21 protein-coding genes are annotated in these 24,591 nt (G+C 71.5%); 13 read left to right on the top strand and 8 right to left on the bottom strand.

What is annotated here, in order from left to right; translation table 11 throughout:
• Positions 1–51 precede the first annotated feature (51 nt).
• Together JYK02_RS17330 and JYK02_RS17325 are read left to right on the top strand one after the other, a co-directional pair.
• On the top strand, positions 52–1,515 hold the full coding sequence (locus JYK02_RS17330; RefSeq protein ID WP_207052419.1) for a sensor histidine kinase: 1,464 nt from the start codon (positions 52–54) through the stop codon (positions 1,513–1,515).
• Complete coding sequence (locus JYK02_RS17325; RefSeq protein ID WP_207052418.1) at positions 1,512–2,918, top strand: sigma-54-dependent transcriptional regulator; 1,407 nt, start codon at positions 1,512–1,514, stop codon at positions 2,916–2,918. Before JYK02_RS17330 ends, JYK02_RS17325 begins: the two co-directional genes overlap by 4 nt.
• Before the next feature lie 8 nt (positions 2,919–2,926).
• On the opposite strand, the gene JYK02_RS17320 is transcribed toward JYK02_RS17325, so the two are convergent.
• A complete protein-coding gene (locus JYK02_RS17320) occupies positions 2,927–3,391 on the bottom strand; it encodes a hypothetical protein (protein WP_207052417.1) in 465 nt (154 codons plus the stop codon).
• 119 nt (positions 3,392–3,510) lie between these two features.
• Here JYK02_RS17320 and JYK02_RS17315 point away from each other — a divergent pair, with 119 nt between their 5' ends.
• The gene (locus JYK02_RS17315) at positions 3,511–4,089 is read left to right on the top strand and encodes a hypothetical protein (RefSeq protein ID WP_207052416.1); all 579 of its coding nucleotides are present in this window, start codon (positions 3,511–3,513) and stop codon (positions 4,087–4,089) included.
• Positions 4,090–4,105: 16 nt separating this feature from the next.
• The gene (locus JYK02_RS17310) at positions 4,106–4,684 is read left to right on the top strand and encodes an RNA polymerase sigma factor (RefSeq protein ID WP_207052415.1); all 579 of its coding nucleotides are present in this window, start codon (positions 4,106–4,108) and stop codon (positions 4,682–4,684) included.
• A 9-nt stretch (positions 4,685–4,693) separates the two neighbouring features.
• Here the strand turns inward: JYK02_RS17310 and JYK02_RS17305 are convergent, their stop codons facing one another.
• A complete protein-coding gene (locus tag JYK02_RS17305; RefSeq protein ID WP_207052413.1) occupies positions 4,694–6,748 on the bottom strand; it encodes a DUF7151 family protein in 2,055 nt (684 codons plus the stop codon).
• 296 nt (positions 6,749–7,044) lie between these two features.
• Here JYK02_RS17305 and JYK02_RS17300 point away from each other — a divergent pair, with 296 nt between their 5' ends.
• The 3 genes from JYK02_RS17300 to JYK02_RS17290 all read left to right on the top strand — a co-directional run bounded on the left by JYK02_RS17300 (position 7,045) and on the right by JYK02_RS17290 (position 11,174).
• Positions 7,045–9,525: a heavy metal translocating P-type ATPase gene (locus JYK02_RS17300; RefSeq protein WP_207052411.1), complete on the top strand. Its 2,481-nt coding sequence runs from the start codon at positions 7,045–7,047 to the stop codon at positions 9,523–9,525.
• Between the two features lie 102 nt (positions 9,526–9,627).
• Complete coding sequence (locus JYK02_RS17295; RefSeq protein ID WP_207052409.1) at positions 9,628–10,041, top strand: four-helix bundle copper-binding protein; 414 nt, start codon at positions 9,628–9,630, stop codon at positions 10,039–10,041.
• 41 nt (positions 10,042–10,082) lie between these two features.
• A complete protein-coding gene (locus JYK02_RS17290; RefSeq protein ID WP_207052407.1) occupies positions 10,083–11,174 on the top strand; it encodes an aromatic ring-hydroxylating oxygenase subunit alpha in 1,092 nt (363 codons plus the stop codon).
• Between the two features lie 4 nt (positions 11,175–11,178).
• On the opposite strand, the gene JYK02_RS17285 is transcribed toward JYK02_RS17290, so the two are convergent.
• Positions 11,179–12,138 (bottom strand): PLP-dependent cysteine synthase family protein, encoded by a 960-nt coding sequence (locus JYK02_RS17285; RefSeq protein WP_207052406.1) that lies wholly within the window; start codon positions 12,136–12,138, stop codon positions 11,179–11,181.
• A gap of 178 nt (positions 12,139–12,316) precedes the next feature.
• Between JYK02_RS17285 and JYK02_RS17280 the strand changes: the two genes are divergently transcribed.
• Both JYK02_RS17280 and JYK02_RS17275 read left to right on the top strand, forming a co-directional pair.
• Entirely contained in the window at positions 12,317–13,777 is a 1,461-nt protein-coding gene (locus JYK02_RS17280; protein WP_207052403.1) for a sensor histidine kinase, read from the top strand.
• 83 nt (positions 13,778–13,860) lie between these two features.
• Positions 13,861–14,469, top strand: coding sequence for a DUF2378 family protein (locus tag JYK02_RS17275; RefSeq protein WP_207052401.1), 609 nt, complete (start codon positions 13,861–13,863; stop codon positions 14,467–14,469).
• Here the strand turns inward: JYK02_RS17275 and JYK02_RS17270 are convergent.
• The 5 genes from JYK02_RS17270 to JYK02_RS17250 all read right to left on the bottom strand — a co-directional run bounded on the left by JYK02_RS17270 (position 14,460) and on the right by JYK02_RS17250 (position 18,113).
• A complete protein-coding gene (locus JYK02_RS17270) occupies positions 14,460–15,395 on the bottom strand; it encodes a pirin family protein (RefSeq protein ID WP_207052399.1) in 936 nt (311 codons plus the stop codon). The genes JYK02_RS17275 and JYK02_RS17270 overlap by 10 nt on opposite strands.
• Before the next feature lie 62 nt (positions 15,396–15,457).
• On the bottom strand, positions 15,458–15,730 hold the full coding sequence (locus tag JYK02_RS17265) for a hypothetical protein (protein ID WP_207052397.1): 273 nt from the start codon (positions 15,728–15,730) through the stop codon (positions 15,458–15,460).
• Positions 15,731–15,909: 179 nt separating this feature from the next.
• Positions 15,910–17,028: a PAS domain-containing protein gene (locus JYK02_RS17260; RefSeq protein ID WP_207052396.1), complete on the bottom strand. Its 1,119-nt coding sequence runs from the start codon at positions 17,026–17,028 to the stop codon at positions 15,910–15,912.
• Between the two features lie 140 nt (positions 17,029–17,168).
• Positions 17,169–17,723: a GNAT family N-acetyltransferase gene (locus JYK02_RS17255; protein ID WP_207052395.1), complete on the bottom strand. Its 555-nt coding sequence runs from the start codon at positions 17,721–17,723 to the stop codon at positions 17,169–17,171.
• A 30-nt stretch (positions 17,724–17,753) separates the two neighbouring features.
• Positions 17,754–18,113 carry a DUF1778 domain-containing protein gene (locus JYK02_RS17250; RefSeq protein ID WP_207052394.1) on the bottom strand — a complete coding sequence of 120 codons (360 nt, stop codon included), beginning with the start codon at positions 18,111–18,113 and terminating at the stop codon, positions 17,754–17,756.
• 311 nt (positions 18,114–18,424) lie between these two features.
• Between JYK02_RS17250 and JYK02_RS17245 the strand changes: the two genes are divergently transcribed.
• The 4 genes from JYK02_RS17245 to JYK02_RS17230 all read left to right on the top strand — a co-directional run bounded on the left by JYK02_RS17245 (position 18,425) and on the right by JYK02_RS17230 (position 24,556).
• Entirely contained in the window at positions 18,425–22,768 is a 4,344-nt protein-coding gene (locus JYK02_RS17245; RefSeq protein WP_207052393.1) for a DEAD/DEAH box helicase, read from the top strand.
• Between the two features lie 68 nt (positions 22,769–22,836).
• The gene (locus tag JYK02_RS39685) at positions 22,837–23,073 is read left to right on the top strand and encodes a hypothetical protein (RefSeq protein ID WP_242588781.1); all 237 of its coding nucleotides are present in this window, start codon (positions 22,837–22,839) and stop codon (positions 23,071–23,073) included.
• A 450-nt stretch (positions 23,074–23,523) separates the two neighbouring features.
• Entirely contained in the window at positions 23,524–23,946 is a 423-nt protein-coding gene (locus JYK02_RS17235; protein WP_207052392.1) for a hypothetical protein, read from the top strand.
• Positions 23,947–24,172: 226 nt separating this feature from the next.
• Positions 24,173–24,556 (top strand): hypothetical protein, encoded by a 384-nt coding sequence (locus tag JYK02_RS17230; protein ID WP_207052391.1) that lies wholly within the window; start codon positions 24,173–24,175, stop codon positions 24,554–24,556.
• Positions 24,557–24,591: the final 35 nt, after the last annotated feature.

Here is a 24,591-nt window from a genome sequence, read left to right as displayed (position 1 = left end):
CAAGGGGAATGCGGCGCGGGCTTGGGGGCGCGCCGTATAAGAGGGCTTCTCATGGGACCTGTCTCCGGCACCACGACCCGCAGGGTGTTGCTCGCGTTCGGCGCGCTGGTGGCGCTGTTCGCGGCGGCGTCGGGCTATGCGCTCGGCCGGCTGTCGGACATCCATGAGGGCACGCATGCGCTGCGCGAGGTGGGCGGCCGGGCGCGGGAGGCGCGCGAGCTGGCCACGGCGGTGCGGGACCAGTACGCGCACCTGGCGCACACCATCATCCTGGGCAACGACAGCCACCGGCGCTTCCACACGGAGGCCCGCGCGCGGGTGGAGGCGCTGACGCGGCGGCTGGCGGAGCACGCGCGCGACGCGGAGGAGCGCGCGGCGGTGGCGGACATCCAGGCGTCCGGCGACGCGCTGGACACCCTCTACCGGGACACGCTCCTGCCCGCGGTGATGGCGAAGGACGCGCGGGCCGTGGAGGCTGCGCATGGGCGCGCGCTGGAGTGGGTGTCGCGCATCCAGGCGCGGGTGGATGCGCTGACGGCGGACTCGGACGCGTCGATGGCGGCCTTCGAGTCGCACGTGGGCGCGGTGGAGCGCGACAGCTTCCGCTGGGCGCTGCTGCTGCTGGGCGGGGCCACGCTGTTCGCGGCCGGAGTGGGCGTGTACATCGGCAACTCGGTGGCGCGGCCGGTGGCGCGGCTGTCGGAGGGCGCGGCGCGGCTGTCGCGCGGGGACCTGGACGCGCGCATCCCGGAGGACGACCCGGGGGAGCTGGGCCACCTGGCCGCGCAGCTCAACCGGATGACCGGCGCGCTGCGCGAGCATCAGGCGCGGCTCGTCCAGCACGAGAAGCTGGCGGGCATTGGCCGGCTGGCGGCGGGCGTGGCGCACGAAATCAACAACCCGCTGGGCGTCATCCTCGGGTACGTGCGGCTGTTGCAGCGGCGGGCGGAGGGCGCGCTCGCGGAGGACCTGCGCGTGGTGGAGGAGGAGGCGGTGCGCTGCCAGGACATCGTGGAGGGGCTGCTGGACCTGGCGCGGCCAGGGCGCGGGCCGCTGGAGCCGGTGGCGCTGCGCGACGCGTGCGAGGAGGTCGTCCTGCGCCTGCGTGAAGCCACGCGCCTGGGGCCCCAGGGCTCGGTCTCGGTGGAGGTGCACGGCGAGGGCACCGCGTGGGCGCAGGCATCCCGGCTGCGGCAGGTGCTGCTCAACCTGGTGAAGAACGCGGCGGAAGCGGCGGGGGAGGGCGGACGGGTGGAGGTGCGCATCGCGGTGGACGCGGCCGGCGCTTCGCGCGTGGCGGTGTCGGACTCCGGGCCCGGGGTGCCGCCCGACGCGCGGCTGTTCGAGCCGTTCTTCACGACGAAGCCCTCGGGCACGGGATTGGGGCTCGCGGTGAGCCAGGCCATCGCGGAGGCGCACGGCGGCCGCATCGACGTGGACACCGGGCCTCTGGGCGGCGCGCGCTTCACGCTGTCGCTGCCCGCCCCGTCGCGTGAACAGGAGGCAGCGGCATGAGCGACGCGAAGGCTTCGGTCCTCGTCGTGGACGACAAGGAGAACATGCTCAAGCTGTTCGCGCGCATCCTCGGGGACGCGTACGCGGTGACGACCGCTCCCGACGGCGCACAGGCGCTGGCCCTGCTCTCCGCGCGCGCGTTCGACGTGGTCGTCACCGACATCCAGATGCCGGGCGCGGATGGCTTCACGGTGCTGCGCGAGGTGAAGCGGCGCGCGCCGGACACGGAGGTCCTCCTCGTCACCGCCTACGCGAGCATCCCCAAGGCCGTGGAGGCCATCAAGGAGGGCGCGTACGACTACCTGTCCAAGCCCTTCGACCCGGACGACGTGGCGCTCGTCGTCGCCCGCGCCCTGGAGCGCCGGCGCCAGAACCTCGAGGCCCGGGGGCTGGCCGCCCGCGCGGCGCGCATGCCGGACTTCCACGGCCTCTTCGGCACCAGCCCCGCGCTCCAGAAGACGCACGCGCTGCTGGCGCAGGTGGCCGCGCGCGACCTCACCGTGGTGCTCACCGGGGAGACGGGCACCGGCAAGGAGCTGGCCGCGCGCGCGTTGCACCGGGAGAGCCCGCGCCGCGACAAGCCCTTCGTCGCGGTGAACTGCGGCGCGCTGCCGGCGGAGCTGGTGGAGAGCGAGCTGTTCGGCCACGCGCGTGGCGCCTTCACCGGGGCGACGGGCGCGAAGGCCGGCCTCTTCGAGGAGGCCCACGGCGGCACGCTCTTCCTGGACGAGGTGGGGGACCTGCCCCTGCCCGTGCAGGTGAAGCTCAACCGCGCGCTCCAGGAGAAGGAGATCCGCCGCGTGGGCACCACCACGCCGGTGACGGTGGACGTGCGCGTGGTGGCGGCCACGCACCGCGACCTCGCGGAGGAGGTGGCGCAGGGGCGCTTCCGCGAGGACCTCTACTACCGGCTGGGCGGCGTGACGGTGCGGATGCCCGCCCTGCGCGAGCGGCGCGAGGACATCCCGCTGCTGGCCCTGCACTTCCTCGCCGCCGCGAACCGGCCGGAGCTGGAGGGCTTCACGCCCCAGGCCCTCCAGTCCCTCACCGCCGCGCCGTGGCCCGGCAACGTGCGGCAGCTCCAGAACGCGGTGGCGCGCGCGGCGGCGGTGGCGGCGGGGCCTCGCATCACCCCGGAGGACCTGCCCCCGGAGCTCCATGCGGCGCGGACGCCCACGGCCCCGGGGCCGCTGCCCGCGGAGGCCCTGGCGAAGCAGCCCTACCGCGAGGCGGTGGACCGCGTGCGCGATGCCGTGTCGCGCGACTACCTCACCGCGCTGATGCAGGAGTTCTCCGGCAACGTCACCCACGCGGCCGAGCGCGCGGGCATGGAGCGCGAGAGCCTGCACCGCCTGCTCAAGCGCTACGGCGTGCGCACGGAGGACTTCAAGCGCGGGGACTGAAGGGCGCCCTAGCGGGGCTCGTGCTGCGCGAGCACCTTGTCCAGCGCCTCCGCCTGCGCGCGCACGTCCAGGTCCGTGTCCTTCATCGCCCTGGCGGCGTACGTCCGGGCCCGGGCGGCCTCCGTCTTCGCCAGCGCCATGGCCATGCACAGGTTCGCCTTCGGGTGATCCGGAGACGCGGCCAGCGCGGGCTTGAGGACGGCCGCGGCCTGTTCGTCCTCCTGATTCTCCAGGAGGTACATGGCCAGGACACAGGCCGGCTCCGCCGCCGAGGGCTGCTGCCTCAGCGCCTCCCGCAGCAGCGCCGTGGCGAGGTCGCGCTCGCCGTGCTCGTCCAGCTCGTACGCCATGTCGCGGAGCTCTTCCACGGAGGCGTCCCCCTGCCTCTTCGCCTGCTCCACCAGACGCTGCGCGTTCTCGAGGTTTCCGGCGCGCAGTTCCTTGATTCCTTCGGAATACAGGGGGTTTCCCACGGTGTCCTCCAGTGCACCACGCGGTGTGTTGCACACATTCTGAGCGACTTTGGTCGAAGGGCCGCAACTTTGGGGAGGCGGTTTCCGAAAAATCGAGAAGACTTCTCCCCCAGGCCCCCATGATCATCCGCAACAACCCCGTCCGCCAGCCGCTGACCTCCGGTACGGAGTCCACCGCCGCGCGTCCCGCCGCCCCCACCGCGCGCAACGTGGTGAAGGACTCCTTCTCCTCCGGCACCGCCGCTGCCCAGCGCACGGGCGCCGTCACCGGGGCTCCCCCGGGCGACCACGGCAAGCTGATGAGCGAGTACCTCACCGGCGCGCGCCCGCCCCCGGCGGACTTCGAGCAGGTCATGGGTTACAAGCCCTACGCCATCCAGACGAAGCACGGCCAGCGCATGCAGGATCCGCTCGGCTACGCGTCCGTCCCCGGCAAGATTGGCCCGGACAAGGAGTTCGATCCGGCGGCCAAGACGCACGACTACGGCTACGACCTGCTGCGCTACTACGACCGCAAGGGCACGCCGCTGAAGCCCGAGGCCCGCAAGGCCGCGGACGCGCAGTTCCGCCAGGACATGTTCGACTACGCGAACGACCAGAAGGGCGCGATGGCCAAGTTCAAGTTCCGCGCGTGGGCGCAGATCTACGCCACCGCGGTGGAGCTGAACTCGCGCGTGCAGGGCTACGGCCCTCCGTAGTCCGTAGGGAGGCGCATTGGACGTTGAAGGGCCAGACGCCGCGGGGCTGCCCCCGGAGCGTGAAGAGGTGGTGGCGGCGCTCCTGGCACACCAGCGCCGCTTCCTCGCCTTCGTGGAGCGGCGCGTGGGCAGCAGGGCCGTCGCGGAGGACCTCCTCCAGACGGCCTTCGCCCGCACCCTGGAGAAGGGCGGGGCGCTGAAGGACGGCGAGGGCGCGGTGGCGTGGTTCTACCGCCTGCTGCGCAACGCCCTCGTGGACCACCACCGCCGGCAGGCCGCGGAGGGACGCGCGCTGGAGGTGGAGGCGCGCGACGCCGGGGACGCCACCGACGACCTGGAGCTCAAGGGCGCGGTGTGCGCGTGCCTCGCGGACCTGCTGCCCACCCTCAAGCCCGAGTACGCGCAGCTGGTGCGCCAGGTGGACCTGGAGGGGCGCGCCGTGCCGGACGTGGCGCGCGAGGTGGGCATCACCGCCAACAACGCGGGCGTGCGGCTTCACCGTGCGCGGCTCGCGCTCAAGCGTTCGCTGGAGCGCGGCTGCGGCGCGTGCGCGGCGCACGGCTGCCTGGACTGCTCCTGCAAGCCCCGCCGCTGAAGCGGATGCTCAGGGGCAGGTCGCCGTGTCGTCGTTGGCGTCGATGTTCACGCCCGACACCGGGTCGCCCGTGAACACGCTGGCCACGAGCGCGGTGGCCCGGCACGTGGGCAGCTTGGGGTTGTCCACGACGACGAAGTTGAGCGTGATGCGCGCCAGCTCCGGCAGGCCGAAGGCCGTGAGCGCCGTGTTGCCCTGGAGGCTGAGGACGTCCAGCTCGCGCAGCAGCGCCAGGTCGCCCAGGTTCGTCAGCGACGGGTTGCCCAGCATCTCCAGGGTGGTCAGCCGGGTCAGCCGGTTGAAGCCCTCCAGCGACGTCAGCGCGAGGTTGCTCACGGAGGACACCGTGGTCGCGCTCCGCAGCAGGGGCAGGTGGTGCACGCGCTGCAGCTTCTCGTTGGCCTTCACGACGAAGCCGTCCCCCACGCGCTCCAGCGCGGGCATGTCCCCCACGCTCACCAGCTCCTTGTTGCCCTGGATGTAGATGCGGTCCGCGGAGGCGAGCCGCTCCAGCCCCGTCGTGTCCGGCAGCCGGGGGTTGCCGACGATCTCCAGCATGCCCACGGAGGTGAGCTGACCCAGCGGCTGGAGCCGCTCCAGCAAGGCGTTCTCCCGAAGCGCCAGCGTGCCGTCCACGCGCACGAGCTGCTCCAGGCCGAAGGGGCCGCCCATCGCGGGGTTGTTCGTGAGGTGCACGTCGCCGTGGACCTGGGACAGGTTCACGAACGGCGTGCGGTCCATGCGCAGGTGGTCCTCGATGAAGAGCGACCCCCGCAGCACGGTGACGTGGGGCAGCACGCCGGGCTCCACCATCGCGTTGTTCGCGCGCAGGGAGACGCTGTCGCGGGGCTGCACGGCCTCCAACCCCTCCAGCGTGGGGAGCATGGGGTTGTCCTCCACGAGGAGGCTGCGCTCGACCCACAGGACGGCCCGCGCCGCCGTCGTGCCCAGCGTCAGCGCGTCCAGCCGGGCGTTGGAGCGCACCGCCACGTCGCCGCCCACGAAGCGCAGCGCGGGCAGGGACAGCCGCCGCAGGCTGGCGTTGCCCCGCGCCGTGAAGCTGCCCTGGATGACGGCCAGCGAGGGCAGGGAGGCGTCGATGAGCGTGGGCGCGGAGATGATCAGCTCGCCCCGCAGGTGGGTGACGCCCGCCAGGGCGACCAGGTCCACGGGGTCCGCCACCACGAAGTCCCCGTCGTGCACGCGCGTCGCCTGGCACACGTACACCGACGACGTGTAGCCGTTGGGATCCAGCTCTCCGTCGTCGTCCCGGTCCAGGAACACGTCCACGCGCGTGCCACCCCGGGCGCAGTTCGGCCCCGCGGGCTCGGCCTGCTGACGGAGCTTCAGGTCGTCCCGGTCCAGGTTGCAGACGTAGGTGGTGGCTTCGATCTCGGAGGTCGTGAGCGCGGAGTCACCGTCCAGGTCCAGGCCGGACTCCAGCACGGCGCCTCCGCCGTCGTCGCCGTCGCACGGCGCGGTGAAGGCCGGCAGCGCGCGCACGCGCGACAGCACGGGGGCCGACTCGTCGCAGGTGTACACCTCCTGGGAGATCTCCGCGTCCTCCAGCAGCCCGTTGCCGTTGGCGTCGTGGCCGGCGTGCGACAGGTGACCGCCCTGGGGGCAGCGCGCGCCCGGGGCCACCGGCCGCACGCGCAGGAGCACGTTGGCGACCGCGGTGGCGCAGACGAAGTCGGCGGTGGCCACCTCGCCGTCGTCGAGCTGGCCATTGTCGTTGCGGTCCAGACCGGACTCCACGGTCCGGCCCCCCAGCTCGCAGTTCACGCCGTGCGGCTCCACCCGCGCGCGCGTGCGGATCTTGAAGGGGGCCGCGTCGCAGACGTACTCGGTGGTGGTGACCTCCGCGTCGTCCAGCTTCCCGTCGCGGTCCTGGTCCAGGCCGGTCTGGATCTCGGTCCCGCCGAACTCGCAGTGCTCGCCAGGAGGCTCCACGCGCACCTGGGTCTTCGCGTCGCGCTGGGTGAGCTCCGACAGGTCGATGGCATCACAGCCGCTGACGAGCAGGGCCATCGCGGCCCCCCACGTCGCCCACTTGCGTCGCATCCGATGCCCTCTCTGGTCGGGCCCCGACCATGCCTCCCACCCCATACGGAGCGAGCGGATTTTCCAGGCTGTTTCCCGAGCGGAGCCCGTCCGTCCGGACGCACAAGCCCCCGGAACTCCAGGCCGCCGGGGCTGCCTCCTACCGGAAAATGCCCTCCGGGGACAAACCCCCGGGCCTGTCTGGTGCCTCGCCCCCCGGTGGAAGGAGCACGGCCCGTCCGGGCCGGGAGCGGCGGGTTACGCATGTGTAAGAGCGCGCCGGGTGCCGCGTTGGCCCGGGGCAAGGAGGCTCCACCATGACGCATTCCCATCCCCATCCTCATCCCCCCGCCGCCCCTTCCCACCTCCCGCCCCCCGGGACGGAGGGAGGGCCGGCCATCGACCCCGTGTGCGGCATGAAGGTGGACCCGCGCACGCCCCGGGGCGGCAGCTGGGAGCACGAGGGCCACACCTGGTTCTTCTGCAACCCGAAGTGCCGCCAGCGCTTCCAGGCCGACCCCGGACAGTTCCTCCAGCCCCGGACGCCGCCACCCCCTGCCCCGAAGGGCGCCGTGTACGTGTGCCCCATGGATCCGGAGGTGCGCCAGGACGCGCCGGGGGCCTGCCCGAAGTGCGGCATGGCACTGGAGCCGGAGGCGCCGCCCGTCCTTCAGACTCGCGTCGAGTACACCTGCCCCATGCACCCGGAGGTGGTGCGCGACGGGCCGGGCACCTGCCCGAAGTGCGGCATGGCGCTGGAGCCGCGCACGGCGACGGTGGAGGAGCCGCCGGACCCCGAGCTGCGCTCGATGACGCGGCGGTTCTGGGTGGGGCTCTTGCTGAGCGTGCCGCTGATGCTGCTGGGCATGTCGGACATGGTGCCGGGCCAGCCGGTACAGCACGCGCTGTCACCCGCGGCGCTGGTGTGGGCGCAGTTCGCGCTGGCGACGCCGGTGGTGCTGTGGGTGGGGGCGCCGTTCTTCCAGCGGGGTTGGGCGTCGGTGCGCAACCGGCACCTGAACATGTTCACGCTCATCGCGCTGGGTGCGGGCGCCGCGTACGCGTTCAGCGTGGCGGCCACGCTGTTCCCGCACCTGTTGCCGGAAGGCGCGCGCACGGGGCACGGCGGCACCGCGCCCGTGTACTACGAGGCCGCCGCCATCATCCTCACGCTGGTGGCGCTGGGACAGGTGCTGGAGCTGCGCGCCCGCCACGCGACGTCCGGCGCGCTGCGGGCCCTGCTGTCGCTGGCCCCCGCCATGGCGAGGCGCATCTCGGACGACGGCCATGAGGAGGACGTGCCGCTGTCCCACGTGCACGCGGGGTGGCGCCTGCGCGTGCTCCCCGGCGGCAAGGTGCCCGTGGACGGCGAGGTGCTGGAGGGCGCGAGCGCGGTGGACGAGTCGCTGGTCACCGGCGAGTCCGTGCCGGTGGAGAAGGGGCCGGGCGCGAAGGTGACGGGCGGCACGGTGAACGGCACGGGCACGCTGGTGATACGCGCGGAGCGCGTGGGCCAGGACACGCTGCTGTCGCGCATCGTCCAGCGCGTGGCCGAAGCGCAGCGCACCCGCGCGCCCATCCAGCGGCTGGCGGACCGCGTGGCCGGCGTCTTCGTGCCCGCGGTCATCGCGGTGGCGCTGGTGACGGCGGTCGTCTGGGGCGTGTGGGGCCCGGAGCCGAGGCTCGCGCACGCGCTGGTGAACGCGGTGGCGGTGCTGATCATCGCCTGCCCGTGCGCGCTGGGCCTGGCCACGCCCATGTCCGTGATGGTGGGCACGGGACAGGGCGCGCGCATGGGCGTGCTCATCCGCGACGCGGCGGCGCTGGAGCGGATGGCCGCGGTGGACACGCTGGTGGTGGACAAGACGGGCACGCTGACGGAGGGCAAGCCGCGCCTCGTGACGGTGGAGCCCGCGCCGGGCGTGGACGCGTCCGTCCTCCTGCGCCAGGCCGCCAGCCTGGAGCGCGGCAGCGAGCACCCGCTGGCCGCCGCCGTGGTCTCGGGCGCGAGGGAGCGGGGCGTGTCCCCCGTGGGCGTGGAGGGCTTCCAGGCCGTGCCGGGGCAGGGCGTCCGGGGCCGCGTGGACGGCCGTGACGTCGCGTTGGGCAACGCCGCGCTGATGCGGAGCCTGGGCGTGGCGGTGGAGGCGCTGACGGAGCGCGCGGAGGCGCTGCGCCACGAGGGCCAGACCGTGGTGCTGGTGTCCGTGGACGGCCGCGCGGCGGGGCTCCTGGGCGTGGAGGATCCGGTGAAGCCCTCCACGCCGGAGGCCCTGGAGCGGCTGCGGGCCGAGGGCCTGCGCGTGGTGATGCTCACCGGCGACAGCCCGACGACGGCGCACGCGGTGGCGCGCAGGCTGGGCATCACGGAGGTCATCGCGGGCGTGCAGCCGGACGCGAAGGGGGACGCGGTGAAGGCGCTGCAGGCGCAGGGGCGCGTGGTGGCCATGGCGGGGGACGGCGTGAACGACGCTCCGGCGCTCGCGAGGGCGGACGTGGGCATCGCCATGGGGACGGGCACGGACATCGCGATGGAGAGCGCGGGCGTGACGCTGGTGAAGGGCGACCTGCGCGGCATCGCGAGGGCGCGCGCGCTGAGCCAGGCCGTGCTGCGCAACATCCGGCAGAACCTCTTCTTCGCCTTCGTCTACAACCTGCTGGGCGTCCCGCTGGCGGCGGGCGTGCTGTACCCCGTCTTCGGCCTGCTGCTGAGCCCGCTGTTCGCGAGCGCGGCGATGAGCCTTTCGTCCGTCTCCGTCATCGGCAATGCCCTGCGGTTGCGGCGGCTGAAGTCCTAGTCCGGGGCGGACGGCCAGCCGGGCGCGCGGGGCGGGATGGTGGCCGTCCCGCGCGTGCCCACCCTGAGGCCCGAAGTCCGATGGCCTGAAAGGAAGCCCACCATGGCGAACGCCGAAGCAATGCGAAGCAAGGACGCGATGCGCGAGTGCATCGACAACTGCATGGCCTGTCACCGCATCTGCATGGAGACGCTGGCGGAGTGTCTGAAGCGGGGAGGCAAGCACGCCGAGCCAAGGCTCCTCCGGATGCTGATGGACTGCGCGGACATCTGCGAGACGAGCGCGCGCTTCATGCTGCGCGGCTCGGACCTGCATTCGCGCACGTGCTTCGCCTGCGCGGAGGTGTGCGCCGCCTGCGCGGACGCCTGCGAGCAGATGGGCACCGACGCCATGATGAAGGCCTGCGCGGAGGCGTGCCGCCGCTGCCAGGAGTCCTGCCGGAGCATGAGCGGCGGGGTGATGGCCCAGCCCCTCAACCCGGAGGCCGCCCAGCGCGCCGCCGACCTGCCTGCCTGAAGGGGGCGTGCACGGAAGCCCGGGCCCATTAGACTGGGCCCATGAATGCCCGCGAGGAGGGACGCGCCCCTGGTGCGTCCCCCAGTCACATCTCCGTCGTCCGGCTTCCCCACTCCTGGTTCATCCTCTGCACGTCGCGCGAATTGGGGGACAAGCCGCTCGCGCGCACGCTGCAGGGCACGCCCCTGGTGCTCTTCCGGGGCGAGGGTGGCAGGCCGGGCGCCCTGGTGGACCGCTGCCCGCACCGCAACGTGCCCCTGTCGCTGGGGCGCGTGAAGGACGGGCAACTGGAGTGCGGCTACCACGGGTGGCGCTTCGACACCGGAGGCCAGTGCCGGCTCGTCCCCGGCCTGGTGGGCGAGCCCGAGGCCCGCTCCCGCTGCGCCTCGTCCCACGCGACGCGCGAGCAGGACGGCTTCGTCTGGGTCTACTCCACGCCCGGCGTGGAGCCCACGACGGAGCCCTTCCGCTTCCCGCTGCTGGACGCGGCGGACTACACCACCGTGCGCCGCGTGCTGCGCGCGCCCGGGTCGCTGCACGCGGTGCTGGAGAACACGCTGGACGTGCCGCACACCGCCTTCCTCCACGGTGGCCTGTTCCGCACCCCGGAGAAGAAGAACGAAATCGACGTGGTGGTGCGCCGCAGCGCGGACCGCGTGGAGGCGGAGTACCTGGGCGAGCCCGCGCCCAAGGGGCTCGTGGGGAAGCTGCTCGCGCCGGGCGGCCAGGTGGTGCAGCACTTCGACCGCTTCCTGATGCCCTCCATCGCGCAGGTGGAGTACCGCATCGGGGACAAAAGCCACATCCTGGTCAACTCCGCCATGACGCCGGTGAGTGACTGGGACACGCTCGTGTACGCGGTGGTGACGGTGAAGCTGCCCGTGCCGCGCTGGCTGCTCAAGGCCGCGGTGCCCTTCGTGCTGCCGGTGGGGCTGCACATCTTCGGGCAGGACGCGCGCATCCTGGAGCGGCAGACGGACTCCATCCGCCGCTTCGGCACGGAGGCCTACGCCTCCACCGAAATCGACGTCCTGGGGCCCAGCATCCTGCGCCTGATGCGCGCCCAGGAGCGCGAGCGCACTTCTCCGCCCCCGGACACGGTGCACGAGACGCGCGTGCGCATGCGCACGTAGGGCTTCAGCCGGCCTTGGCGGGCGCGGGCCGCTGCACGAGCTCCGTGGAGAAGTAGCGCTCCATGCGGTCCGGGAACACCGTCACCACCTGGGCCTGCGGGCCCAGTTGCTTCGCCGCCTCCACCGCCGCCGCGTAGTTGAGGCCGGAGGACGGGCCCACCGGGAAGCCCCGGCGGATGAGCGCCCGCGCGGTGCGCATGGCCACGTCATCCGACACGTCCAGCTCCACCCGGCCCGGCATGTCCGCCTCGCGGTACAGCCGCGACAGGCCGTCCACCACACCCGGCACGCGCGCGCTGAAGCTGCAACACTCGATGTCGCACCCCAGCCCGGCGATGGGCCGCGCCACGAAGGGCGTCACCGGACAGCCCGCTTCCGCGAACGCCTGGTACAGCCCCACGATGGTGCCGCCCGTGCCCACGCCGCTCACCACGCCGTGCACCAGGCCTCCCGGCACCTGCGCCAGGATCTCCTGCCCCGTCCACACGCGGTGGGCCTCCGCGTTGTCGGGGTTCTCGAACTGGCGGGGCGCGAAGCCGCCGCGCTCCTTCGCCAGCGCCTCCGCCTTCGCGATGGCGCCCCGGATGCCCTCCGAGCGTGGAACCAGCTCCACCTCGCCGCCGTAGGCGCGGATGGCGATGAGCCGCTCCTCCGTCACGCCCTCCGGCATCACCGCGGTGAAGCGGCAGCCCATCTGCGCGCTGGCCAGCGCCATGGCGATGCTGGTGGAGCCGCTGGACGCCTCCACCACGTCGCCGCCCGGGCTCAGCTCGCCCAGCCGCCACGCCTTCTCCAGCATGTACCGGGCGATGCGGTCCTTGGTGGACCCACTGGGGTTGAGGAACTCCAGCTTGCACCAGACGGTGGGACCTTCCGGGTCCAGCCGCACGGGCACCAGCGGCGTGGGCCCCACGGCCTGGAGGAAGCGGCCATCAGCGGGGAGCGGGCGGCAGGGAGGGCGCATGACCCATATCCCTATCGCGAAAATCGCCAGGGGGGGAGTTGCCCTGTCGTCCAGCGAGCGGCGGCGGCCGCCCGGTCCCCTGGCTGTTCCGTCAGAGAAGACATTTTCCCACGTGCGACACTTGGCGCGCCGTGAGCCAGCCATTACGAAGGAGGGCCACGGCTTCCTTTCCGCACGCATGCCCTCCGCACCCATCATCCTGAACGTCAACGACGACCTGGCCAGCCGCTACGTCACGTCGCGCGTGTTGTCCCTGTCGGGCTTCCAGGTCCTGGAGGCGGGCACGGGCGGAGAGACGCTGTCGCTCGCGGACGAGCAGACCGACCTGGTCATCCTGGACGTCCGCCTGCCGGACATGAGCGGCCTGGAGGTGTGCCGGCGCCTGAAGGCCTCCCCGCGCACGCGCAACGCGCTGGTGCTGCACCTGTCCGCGCAGGCGGTGGGCCCCGCGGACCGCGCGCAGGGGCTGGAGCACGGCGCGGACGCGTACCTCGTGGCGCCGGTGGATCCGGAGGAACTGGTGGCCCAGGTGCACGCGCTCCTGCGCCTGCGCCGCGCCGAGCGCGAGGTGCGCGTCCTCTCCGACCAGGTGCAGCAGCAGCGCCGCCTGCTGGAGCTGGCCATGGCGTCGGCGGCGGACCCCATCGCGCTCTATGACGGCGACGGGACGCTCATCTACGCCAACCAGGCGGTGGCCACGGCGCGCGGCTCGCACCACGTGCACATCCCAGGCAGGAGCATGGACGCCATCCGCGCGATGGATCCGCAGCTGGATCCCTTCGCGAAGTCCCTGGACGCTGCGCGGCGCACGGGCCAGGTGCAGCGCGGCCGCATCACCCTGTCCTCGGACAAGGGCGTGCGGCACTTCGAGTACACGATGTCGCCCGCCACCGGGCCCACCGGTGTGGTGGAGGCCATCATCGCCACCGGCCAGGACGTCACGGAGCTGCGCAACGCGGAGGACTTCCGCGAGCAGTTCATCGGCATCCTGGGCCACGACCTGCGAAACCCCCTCAACGCGCTGTCCATGTCCGCCCAGCAGCTCCAGCGCCAGGGCGAGCTGTCCGACCGCCAGCGCGTCTTCACCGAGCGCATCCTCACCAGCGCCGAGCGCATGGAGCGGATGATCCGCCAGTTGCTGGACTTCGCCCGGGCGCGGCTGGGCGCGGGGCTGCCGGTGGTGCGCTCGCGCTGCGACCTCTTCGACGTGGTGCGCGGCGCGGTGGACGAGTCGCGCGCCAGCCAGCCCCAGCGCGAGGTGATGCTGGAGATGCGCGGCGACGGGCGCGGCGCGTGGGACGCGGACCGGCTGGAGCAGGTGGTGACCAACCTGGTGTCCAACGCGCTCAAGTTCAGCCCGGCGGACTCGCCCGTGCGCGTGAGCGCGGAGGGCCTGGCGTCCGAGGCCGTGGTGCGGGTGCACAACCTGGGCACGCCCATCCCGGCGGAGCAGCTGCCGCACCTCTTCGCCGCGTGGCGCCGCGCCGGCCGCAGCGACCGCGAGCGCGGCGCGGCCGGAGGCCTGGGGCTGGGGCTCTACATCACGGAGCAGATCGTGAAGGCCCACGGCGGCACCGTCCAGGTGACGTCCACCGCGGCGCAGGGGACGACCTTCACGGTGCGTCTGCCCCGAGGCTGAAAAAGCTACGGGTTTGACGACTCGTGGACGGATGCGTTGCGGCGACCCTTCCGCATGCGCAGGGGCGACTCCACCCTGGGGGCATGGTCCCATCCGAAAAGCAAATCTTCGCCCAGAGCGTGGAAGCCCTCTTCGTGCGTGCGCTGGGGCCGTACCTCACGCGTGACGGACGCCAGAAGCTCAAGGCCGCCGGCCTGAACCTCTCCGAGCCGCTGCGCCCCCACTACTCGCTGGAGCAGTGGCGCACCTTCCTGGACGTGGCCGCGCGCGACGTCTTCCCCGGCCAGCCCCTGGAGACGGCCTACCTGGAGCTGGGGGCGCGCTACCTGAAGGGCTTCCAGCAGACGTCCGTGGGGCGGGCGAGCATGCAGTTGGTCACCCACCTGGGCCCGCAGAAGACGCTGGAGCGCGTGCCGTACAACCTGCGCGCGGGCAACAACTTCAACGAGGTCCGGGTGGAGGAGCTGTCCAGGGAGGACGCCACCCTGTGGGTGAAGGACGTGCTGGCGGACAACCCCTTCTTCGCCTGCGGTTTCCTCGCGGAGACGCTGCGCGCGTCGGGCGCGGGCTCCCCGGAAGTGAAGCCCATCGCGTTCGACGGCACGGCGGCGACGTACCGGCTGACGTGGTCGCAGGCGAAGTCCCAGCGGCCCGCGGGCACGCTGGCGCCGGTGCGCCGGCTCTACGGGTAGCGCACGGGCGCGGGCGGATCATCCGGCGGCAGCGGGATGAACTCCGTCTCCGTGGGCACCGCAGCGAAGCGGCCCTCCTTCCAGTCCGCCTTGGCGGCCTCCAGGCGCTCCTTGGAGGACGACACGAAGTTCCAGAAGAGGTAGCGCGGGCCGTCCATGGGCTCGCCGCCCAGGAGCATCATCCGCGCGGAGGACTCCGCCTTGAGGATGATCTCACTGCCCGGCTTGAACACCAGCAGCTCGCCGGGCTGGAAGCGCGTGCCCTCCACCTCCACGGTGCCCTCCACGAGGTAGAGGCCCCGCTCCTCGTATTCCGCGGGGAGCTTCAGGCGGGAGCCCGCCTCCATCTTCGCGTCCGCGTAGAAGAGGTCGGAGTGGGCGCGCACGGGGGATTTGCCGCCGTGCACCTGGCCCGCGATGACGGTCAGGTGGATGCCCTCGCCGTCGATGACGGGCAGCGTGTCCGCGGGGTGGTGGACGAAGGCGGGGGCGACCTCCTCGTGCTGCTTGGGGAGGGCCACCCAGGCCTGGATGCCGAAGAGGCGGCCACCGGCGGCGCGCGTGTCCGGCGCGGTGCGCTCCGAGTGGGCGATGCCCTGCCCGGCGGTCATCCAGTTCACGGCGCCGGGACGGATGGGCTGCACGAAGCCCAGCGAGTCGCGGTGGAGGATTTCGCCCTGGAACAGGTAGGTGACGGTGGACAGGCCGATGTGCGGATGCGGGCGCACGTCCAGGCCGCGGCCCGGGTCGAAGTCCGCGGGGCCCATCTGGTCCAGGAAGATGAAGGGACCGACCATGCGGCGGCGCGCGGAGGGCAGGGCGCGCCGGACGTGGAAGCCGTCGCCCAGGTCGCGCACGCGCGGGACGATGAGCGTCTCCAGCGAGGGCGGGGGCTCACGGCCCTGCAGGTCTTCATCCCAGCTCATGGTGTGGCTCCTTTTCGAGGGGGGCAGTGTGCCCCACTTCATACCGTCGCGCGCCTGCTTCGTCAGGAGAACCCGCAGTACTCGCTGAAGCCGCCATCATCGGTCCTGCACGCCGAGCCCCCGGGCGAGTCGGGGCAGGCGCAGACATCCGGCGCTTCGCAATCGCTCGAGTCCTTGCAGGGGCGCTGACAGGTGTCCGCGTCGATGTCGTGCGCGTGTTCGTGGATGCAGACGAGCCCTTCCGCGCAGTCCGCGTTCGTGTCGCAGCTGTGCGTGCCGGAGGAACAGCCCGCGAGCGCCATCAGGGCCAGGACCCCGAGGAGACACCGCTTCATGAGGAGGCATCCTTTCCAGGAGTGGGGATGCGTCCCCTGTGCAGTCGAGATGCCAGGGCGCACGCCGGGGACGTGCAGGGCGCACCCCGAGGCGGACCGGGGCAGCGGTGTCACGGCAGGCGCGCGGCGGCACGGTTTTCCCCGGGGCGGGTGAGGGGCGGCGCCCGTGCCGCTTCGGCCTATGCGGCCACCCCGGACGGCGGCGCGAGGGTCCGCCAGGTCAGGTCCACCAGCACGCCGATGATCCGCTGCTCCCGCGCGTCATCGGCGTGAGCCTCGCCCCACAGCGTCAGGCTCCGCACCTCGCCCCGCGCGCCCACCACGCGGAAGTCGAGCGCCAGCTTCACCGGGGTCCGCGTGGAGGATGTCAGCCGCGCGGCCACGGTCATCCGGTCCTCCGGGTGCAGCCGCGCCAGCAGTGCTGTCAGCGGCTCCTCGGAGGGCAGGGAGGGGTGGCCCAGGAGCTCCGCCGCGCCGGGGCCCCAGCGCAGGAGCCCCTCTGGCATCCGCAGGTCGAACAGCGTCACGGACGCGGCGCGGAGGGACTGCTCCAGCCGCTTGCGCTCGGTGATGTCGCGGCTGATGCCGAACAGGCCGAACACGCGGCCCTGCTCGTCCTGCAGCACGCCCTTGGTGGACAGCCACACCCGGCCCGGCTGGCCGGACTGTGCCTCCTCGTAGGTGAGGGTCCTGCGGAAGGCCATGACCTCCCGGTCATGGGCCACGCTGGCGCGGGCCTCGGCGGGCCACAGCTCCGCGTCGGTGCGGCCCACCACCTCCTCCACCGTGCGGCCCATGAGCTGCGCGCCGGCCGCGTTGATGCGCGTGTACTGGCCCTCCAGGTTCTTCGTGTAGATGGCGTCGGTGGAGCCCTGCATCACCGCCTGGAACAGGGCGGTCGCGTACCGGGAGGACGCCTCGTCGCGGCGCGGGTCCGGTCCGGGCGGGGGCGCACGGTGTTCCTGGGGCTGCTCGGTGAGCCAGACGTACAGCCGTCCCTCCGGAGCGCGAGCGGCCCGGACGCGCAGCGTGTGCACCCCGGAGCCCGTGTCCCAGTGGATCCACTGTTCCGAGCGCAGGCCCGTGTCGAGCGTCATGCCCCAGGCGGCGCGCAGGCCCAGCCAGGCCCGCCGCGTGGAGAGGAACAGCGCGTTCTCCAAGCCGTGGCCCAGCAAGGTCTGCGCGGCGGGGTTGGCGTACTCGCAGAGGAAGTCATCGGGCGCTTCCGGCCGCAGCACGAGGAATCCATCGGGGTTGAGGGCTTCAATCGCGAAGTTCGACGCGGAGGAGGAGGACATGCCGGAGGCCTGGGCCAGCGCTGGAGATGGGCAGTACGTCAGGGATCATCTGGAGACATGTTGCGCCTGGCCGCCGCGGCTGGAGCCGTCCCCCGGGTCGCAAGCGCTGTCGCCCATGAGACGCATCGCCTGGGTCTCGTTCATGTCCCCACGTAGGTTGCTCGCAGGTCTTCCATCTTCACGAAGTAGCGTCGGGGCCATGACGTGGCCTCGGGCCCGGCACGGATGAGGGCCGTGTAGTCATGGGCTTCGTAGAACGCCGCTGCGCGCTCGTTCTTCGCATCCACGACGACGACGAGACCGCCAATCTCCGCATTGACGCGCAACGCCCGGCGGTGGGCGTCGTCGAGCAGGTGCTCCCCGATGCCCATGCCCTTGCACCGCTCGTCACGCGCGAGGCGCCCGATGAGGATGGCCCGGATGGGGTAGTCCGGAAGCCGCCGGATGACCGGCGCGGGCAGGCTGCCGCGCTCCAACTGGATCCAGGTGAGCGTGTAGAAGCCCAGCACGGAGGGCAGGTCGGGCCGTTCATCGGGACGGTGGAGGACCCAGGTCCGGTTCTCCTCACGCCGGCCCTGTTGCGTTGCCTGCTGTTGGAAGTAGCGGGTAAGGGCCTCTTCCTCGCAGCGGAAGCCACTGGCCGCATCGCTGCTGGTGATGGCGGTGAGCTCGGGAAACGCCAGGAAGGCCGTCATGGCGGCGCCTCCCTTCTTCTCTTTGAAGCGTCAGCGGGACTTCTTGCGCGCGAGCTTCCGCAACCGCGGGAGAGGCTTCGCCGGCTTCTCCAACTCATCCACGAGCCGGTCGAAATCGCTGTCGGGCAACACGACGCGGCCTTCCTCCCGGGCGTTCCACTCCAGCCGGGTGAGGGAGGGTGAGCTGTACTCCGCGAGCACCTGATGCTTCTCGTCCACGAACGCGACACGGCGGCCCAGGCTCGCCTCGAGCACCGCCTTGGCGAAGAACCCCAGGGCCTCCTTGATGACCTCGGTGTTGTCGATCTGGAGCTTGCTCCGAAGCTGTTCGAGTTGGGTTCCATAGGGCGCAGGAAGCGTGGCCTGCAGGCGGTAGGAGGAAGTCGTCATGGTGGGCACTCCGTTGCCGACGGCTTGAGGGGAGCAGGGTGGCGTTCGCGCGGTTACTGGAAAGTCAGTGAAAATCTACTGACATCCCAGCTGCTTTCAATCTGCCACCAGGGCGGGTGTCGGAATCCGAAGCGACCCGGAAGCACCGGCCGCTTGAGTGCCCTGCGTCCTGCTGGGGAGACGAAGCCGTCAGCGATTCAGGGGTATACGCAGGACCTCCGACATCCCCTGACCCCGAGGCCGGAGAGGGCACCCGCCGTCCGTTGACGCCGCGCTGTACCTGTGTTCAGGCTGGCTGCTGGGAGCCCGCCATGTCCCCTCAAATCGCCCTCGCCTTCTCCTCGGAGTCCGCGGCCCATCCGGCGCTCGCCGCCTTCCATCCGGTGGTGCGGCGCTGGTTCGCCTCGCGCCTGGGCGAGCCCACCCGGCCTCAGATCGAGGGCTGGCCCCTCATCCACGCGGGCCATGACGTCCTCATCGCCGCGCCCACCGGCAGCGGCAAGACGCTCACGGCGTTCCTCGCCGCGCTGGACTCGCTGTTCCGCCTGGCGCTCGACGGCACGCTGACCGACCGCACCCAGGTCCTCTACGTGTCGCCCCTCAAGGCCCTGGGCAACGACGTGCAGAAGAACCTCCTCCAGCCGCTGGAGGAGCTGATGACCCTGGCGCGCGAGGAGGGCTACGAGCCCCAGCACCTGCGCGTGCAGGTGCGCACCGGCGACACCCCCGCCGGCGAGCGCGCCCAGATGGTGCGCCGCCCGCCGCACATCCTCATCACCACGCCGGAGTCCCTCTACCTCTACCTCACCGCCGAGCGCGCCCGCGCCACCCTGCGCCACGTGCGCACGGTCATCGTGGACGAAATCCACGCGCTCGCCCGCGACAAGCGCGGCAGCCACTTCGCGCTGTCCATGGAGCGCCTCAAGGCCCTCACCGACGTGCGCCCCCAGCTCCTGGGCCTGTCCGCGACGCAGAAGCCGCTGGACGCCATCTCGGGCTTCCTCACCGGCACCTCCCTCACCGAGTGCAAGCGCGTGGAGGTGGGCCACCAGCGCCCGTGGGACCTCAAGGTCGAAATCCCGGACGCGGAGCTGTCCTCCATCGCCAGCCACGAGATGTGGGGCCAGGTCTATGACCGGCTGATCCAACTCTCCAGCGAGCACCGCACCACGCTCGTCTTCGTCAACACGCGCAAGATGTCCGAGCGCGTGGCGCACGACCTGGGAGAACGCCTGGGCCAGCAGTGGGTGGCCGCGCACCACGGCAGCATGTCCCGCGAGATGCGCCTGTCCGCGGAAGAGCGCCTCAAGGCCGGCCAGCTGCGCGTGATGGTGGCCACCGCGTCGCTGGAGCTGGGCATCGACGTGGGCAACGTGGACCTCGTCGTGCAGCTGGGCACCACCAAGGCCATCTCCGTGCTGCTCCAGCGCGTGGGCCGCGCCGGCCACCACAAGGCGGGCATCTCCAAGGGCATCCTCTTCGCGATGACGCGCGACGAATTGGTGGAGTGCGTCGCGCTCCTCAACGCCGTGCGCGAGGGCGACCTGGACGCGGTCCGCATCCCGAAGAAGCCGCTGGACGTGCTGGCGCAACAGATTGTCGCCGCGTGCGCCTGCGAGGAGTGGGACGAGCGCGCCCTCTTCAGCGTCTTCCAGCGCGCGTACCCGTACCAGGACCTCACCTGGGAGGAGTACCAGCAGGTGCTGGAGATGCTGTCGGAAGGCGTCTCCGAGCGGCGCGGCCGGGGCAGCATCCACCTGCACCGCGACCGCGTGAACCAGCGGCTCAAGGGCCGCCGGGGCGTGCGCATCACCGCGCTCACCAACGGCGGCGCCATCCCGGACACGTTCAACTTCAGCGTCACCGCGCAGCCGGAAGGCAAGGTGGTGGGCACGCTGGACGAGGACTTCGCGGTGGAGTCCTCGCCGGGGGACATCTTCCTGCTGGGCAGCACCGCGTGGCGCATCCAGCGCGTCGTGGGCAGCACGGTGATGGTGGAGGACGCGAGGGGCGCTCCGCCCAACGTGCCCTTCTGGCGCGGCGAGGCGCCGGGCCGCACGGACGAGCTGAGCCTCCAGGTGGGCCGGCTGCGCGAGGAACTCTTGCGCCACGACGACCCGGCGGGCTTCCTGGAGAAGCTCCTGCGCGTGCCGCCGCCCGCGGTGGACGCGCTCCTGGGCTACCTGCGGCTGGGCAAGAAGATGCTGGGCGACGTGGTGCCCAGCCACACGCAGGTTGTCGCCGAGCGCTTCTTCGACGAGGCGGGCGGCATGCAGCTCATCATCCACGCGCCGTTCGGCAGCCGCATCAACCGCGCGTGGGGCATGGCGCTGCGCAAGCGCTTCTGCCGCTCGTTCGACTTCGAGTTGCAGGCGGCGGCCACGGAGGACGGCATCCTCCTGAGCCTGGGCGAGCAGCACTCGTTCCCCCTGGCGGACATCTTCGACTTCCTGCACCCGGACAACGTGGAGGAGGTGCTGGTGCAGGCCATCCTCCAGGCGCCCATCTTCGGCACGCGCTTCCGGTGGGTGGCGTCGCGGGCGCTGACGCTGCACCGGATGATGGGCGGCAAGCGCGTGGCGCCGAACCTCCAGCGCGCGCGCAGCGAGGACCTGCTGGCGGCGGTGTTCCCCGCGCAGGTGGGCTGCCAGGACAACCACGGCGGCGGCGACGTGGAGCTGCCGGACCATCCGCTGGTGAAGCAGACGATGGATGACTGTCTGCGCGAGGCGATGGACATCGACGGGCTGCGCGAGGTGCTCCGCCGCATGAAGGACGGGCGCATCCAGTTGGTCGCGCGCGACGTGCCGGAGCCGAGCGTCTTCGCGCACGCGCTCATCAACAGCCAGCCCTACACCTTCCTGGACGACGCGCCGGCCGAGGAGCGCCGCGTGCGCAACGTGGCCCTGCGCCGCGCGATGCCGGCCGAGGACGCGGCGGCGTTCGGCGCGCTGGACGCGAACGCCATCCGGCAGGTGGTGGAGGACGCCGCGCAGCCGATGCGCGACGAGGACGAGCTGCACGACGCGCTGTTGCAGTTGGTGCTGGTGCGCGCGTCGGAGGTCCCGCGAGGGTTGGAGGCAGGGCTCTTCAAGCAGGGCCGCGTGGCGTGGCTGGAGCGGCAGGGCGGGCGGTTCCTGGTGTCGGCGGAGCGGGGCAACGCGGTGCGCGCGCTCTTCCCGGACGCGGTGACGCAGCCGGTGCTGCCGGTGCTGGAGTACGACCGGCCGGTGGAGCGCGACGCGGCGGTGCTCCAGGTGGTGCGCGGACGGATGGAGCTGGTGGGGCCCACCACGGTGACGGAGCTGGCGCGGCTGACGCTCCTGGATCCGGACGACATCAACCTGGCGCTGCACAACCTGGAGAGCCAGGGCAGCGTGCTGCGTGGCCAGTTCCGGGCGCGGGAGGATGTGCCGGTCGCGCAAGACGCGGACGGAAGCCCGGTGCTGGAGTGGTGTGACCGGCGGCTGCTCCAGCGCATCCACCGGCTGACGGTGGGGCGGCTGCGCCGCGAGATTGAGCCGCTGAGCCCGCAGGACTTCATGCGCTTCCTCTTCCGGTGGCACCACCTGGAAGACGTGGACGCGCTGCGCGGCTCCACGGGGTTGCTCAAGGCGGTGCGGCTGCTGCAGGGGTACGAGGCGCCGGCCTCCGCGTGGGAGCGCTTCCTGTTGCCCGCGCGCATGCGGGGCTACACGCCGGACTTGATGGAGCGCGCGTGCTACGCGGGCGAGGTGGCGTGGGGGCGGGTGACGCTGAAGGATCCGCCGAAGCCCGCGGGGCCGCGCCGGGGTGCGCCGGTGGAGCCGCCGGAGCCGGTGGTGGTGAAGCGGTCGTCGCCCACGCGCAACGCGCCGTTGACGTTCACGGTGCGCGAGGACCTGGAGTGGATGCTGGCGGCGGCGCGTCCGCACGCGGTGCTGGCGGATGGTGGCGTGTGGACGCCGCCGGACCTGAGCGCGGCGGCGAAGGACGTGGTGGGCGTGCTGGAGCGGCGGGGCGCGTGCTTCTTCCAGGACCTGGTGACGCGGGCGCGGCGGCTGCCGGCGGAGGTGGAGGACGCGCTGTGGGAGCTGGTGGCGAAGGGGCTGGTGACGGCGGACGCGGTGCAGAACCTGCGCATCCTGCAGAGTCCGGCGCACCGCAAGCGGCAGAAGCTGCTCAACCGGGGCGGCCCGGGCCGCTGGACCCTGCTGGCGCCGTCGGAGCCGAAGTCTCAGGAGGAGGTGACGGAGTCGCTGGCGAAGCTGTTCCTCCAGCGCTACGGCATCGTCTGGCGGGACCTGGTGATGCGCGAGTCGCTGGCGCCCACGTGGCGGGACCTGCTGTTCGTCTACCGGCGCATGGAAGCGCGAGGCGAGCTGCGAGGCGGCCGCTTCGTGTCGGGCTTCGTGGGTGAGCAGTTCGCGCTACCGGAAGCGGTGGACATGGCGCGAGCAGTGAGGCGCGCGGCCCCGTCCGGCGTGCGCATCCAGCTGTCCGGAGTGGATCCGCTGAACCTCACGGGCGTGGTGACGCCCGGCCCGCGAGTGGCCGCGCTACCGAACAACGTCGTCACCTACGTGGATGGAATCCCGCAGGGCGTGGACGCGGTGGAGGAAGCGCCGGAGAACGAAGACGCGGAAGTCGATGGACCGCTCGCGCAGGTGAACTGACCCCTGCGCTGGAGTCGCGCACGCGTGGTTTGATAGGCATCCGCGGTCACCTTGTCGCGGGACCGTGGATGCCAACGAACCTGTACTGGATGGTGTTGTTCGTGGCGCTGGGATGTTCGGCGCCGCATCCGGACATCCGTGTCCGCCAGCTCGCCAATGGCATGTACGAGGTCGACGGGCCCCTGGCGGGTCCCTTCAAGACGCGCGAGGAGCTGGCTCAAACCGCCTGTGAGCGGATGATCCAGATGCCCGGCGCATCGACCCTGCATGGCCGGCAGGGCAAGGAGTACTGCGCGCTCTGGTAATACTCCCCCCAAGCCGAGGCCTACTTCCTCAGCTACTTCTCGGACCTGGGCGGGGACGGGCCTGGGGGCAGGAAGTACTGCAAGGTGCCGCTGGCGCTCAGGAATGCCAACACCCTCGAGCCCGTCATCCTGGGCCCCGCGCATCCGCATCCCCACAATTGGGAGTTCTCCCGAGAGGACATGGGCGCGAACCACGAGCCGGGATGGTCGCCCTGGGGCTCCGCTCGTTTCGTGGACAAGTCTGGGAGCACGAGCTGCTGCTCTTCTATGGTCCCCGGAATGGCGGATGCCTTGCGTACGACTACAACTATTCGTCCCGGGTCGTGTCGGCACTGAGAGGTGGAAGATGGATCCCCATCGGGAAGGCATCTGGAACGGCGGGGGACTTCAGCTTCGACCTGTTCGAGGGGCAGTCATGGTTGCCGTAGTCGTGCGCAGGGAGGGTTCGCGATGAAGACGTCCATGGGGATTGCCCTGCTCTGCGTTCCACTGACCGGGTGCTCGCTGCTCGGGTATCACAAGGTCCAGAAGGCCGTGTGGGCACCTCCCGAAGAGGCAGCCGCCGTGGTGTTCCCGAACTCCTTCAAGGAAGGTGTTCACCTGGAGGGCCCCATGATGACCGCCCTCGAGGTCGCGATGAACGAGTTCCTGCCTCCGGGGTCGGAGCTCCAGACTCGGGAGTCCGACAAGCGCATGGCGCAGTGCCTTTCAAAGCGAAGCTCCTACAACACCCATGTCCTCCAATCCGGAGACGACCTGTTCTTCGTGTGGTTCTCTCCGAACCCTTCGCGCTGTGGCCTGAATGAGCCCATCCTGGATGGAGGCGCCGTCTACGCGATCGATGGGCAGGGACGCATCCTGGACAGGAGGTAGCGGTCAGGACGTGGAAGTCGATGGACCGCTCGCGCAGGTGACCTGAGCGGCGCAGGACAGAGTCCCGCGGCGCATTGAAGGCGTGCAGGATTCGTTGGTGGAGTTCCCGGCATGAACTCCCGTGTCATCGTCCTCGTGGTGATGATGGCTTCCGCATGCGGGCACACCTGGCGTCCCGAGCGGAAGACCTACGTCGTCAGCCATATCTGAGCGATGAGGTGTAGCCGTGAGCAAGCATCCGGAAATCAATGTGGAGGACATCCTTGAAGTCCTCGGGACCGCGATGCAGCGCGAAACGGAGGGCTCTCGGGAGTGGAAGGCGTTTGAAACCGCCGTCTTCTGTCTGCTCTACGTCCAGCAAACGGACAAGCTGGAGGACTTCGAGCACTACTACCGCGAACGCCTCGACCCCAACTTCAAGATCAAGGTCGAGCGGGACTTCGCGACCCGGGATGAAGCGGAGGCCTGGCTCAAAACGGGTGAGGCCCTCCACCGCATGCAGATCCGCATCGACGGCAAGGGCTTCCTCGTGGTCCAGCTCCCCGGGCGGCTCACCCTGATGAACAACCCGCTTCCTGAGGAACTCGGGACCGACGACTCCGAGGACTGACCGGCCAGGAACCATGAGACACCGAGGTTCTGGGC

It is taken from the genome of Corallococcus macrosporus (assembly GCF_017302985.1).
Classification (GTDB): Bacteria; Myxococcota; Myxococcia; order Myxococcales; family Myxococcaceae; genus Corallococcus; species Corallococcus macrosporus_A.
This window is presented reverse-complemented; position numbering and strand designations above follow the sequence as displayed.